This window comes from Sulfitobacter sp. HI0027 (assembly GCF_001634775.1).
Taxonomy (GTDB): Bacteria; Pseudomonadota; Alphaproteobacteria; order Rhodobacterales; family Rhodobacteraceae; genus Sulfitobacter.
This window is the reverse complement of the sequence record NZ_LWER01000397.1, coordinates 1-530: the sequence shown is the minus strand read 5'-3', so window position 1 is coordinate 530 and position 530 is coordinate 1. Positions and strand designations below refer to the sequence as shown.

1 protein-coding gene is annotated in these 530 nt (G+C 58.7%); it reads left to right on the top strand.

The window, feature by feature from the left end:
• Positions 1-530, top strand: a 530-nt coding sequence (locus tag A3722_RS24410; RefSeq protein ID WP_201722072.1) for a hypothetical protein, incomplete at both ends; no start/stop codon positions are given.

The window sequence follows — 530 nt, the reverse complement described above, 5'->3', positions numbered from 1 at the left end:
ATTTCAGCGGGGGTTGATGAGGCGGCGAAGCTGGCGAAAAACTTCGGCATCGCACTTAGCTTCGCGCGGCAGATTGCAAAAGAACAGGCGGGGCCGGAAAAGCCCAAGCTTGGCTACAATCTAGAGGGCGGTGGTCGCAACCCGATCCCCAATGACGTGACAAACGCCAATCTCGGCTATGGCAACCTCATCAACAGGGGGCCATCGCGGACGCGCTTCGATGTGCCTAACCTTTCCGGTTCGGGCGATGTGAGTGGTTTGGAGAGTGGCAGCGGATCGTCCGGCGGTGGTCGGTTCCGTTCTGGCGGTGGTCGTGGTGGACGTGAGCAAGAACCGTTGTTCAGCATTGCTGAAAAGGAACTGGAAAATCTGCAACGCTCTATCGAAATGCGCGGCAAGTCCAAGGAGGAAGTCGCGGCGCTGACCGTCAAGCACACGCTGCTGGATGAGGCCAAGAAACGCGGCTTGGATATCACCGACGAACTGCTGCAAAAGATCGACGCCGAAGCGGCCAACGTGGGCAAGCTGGC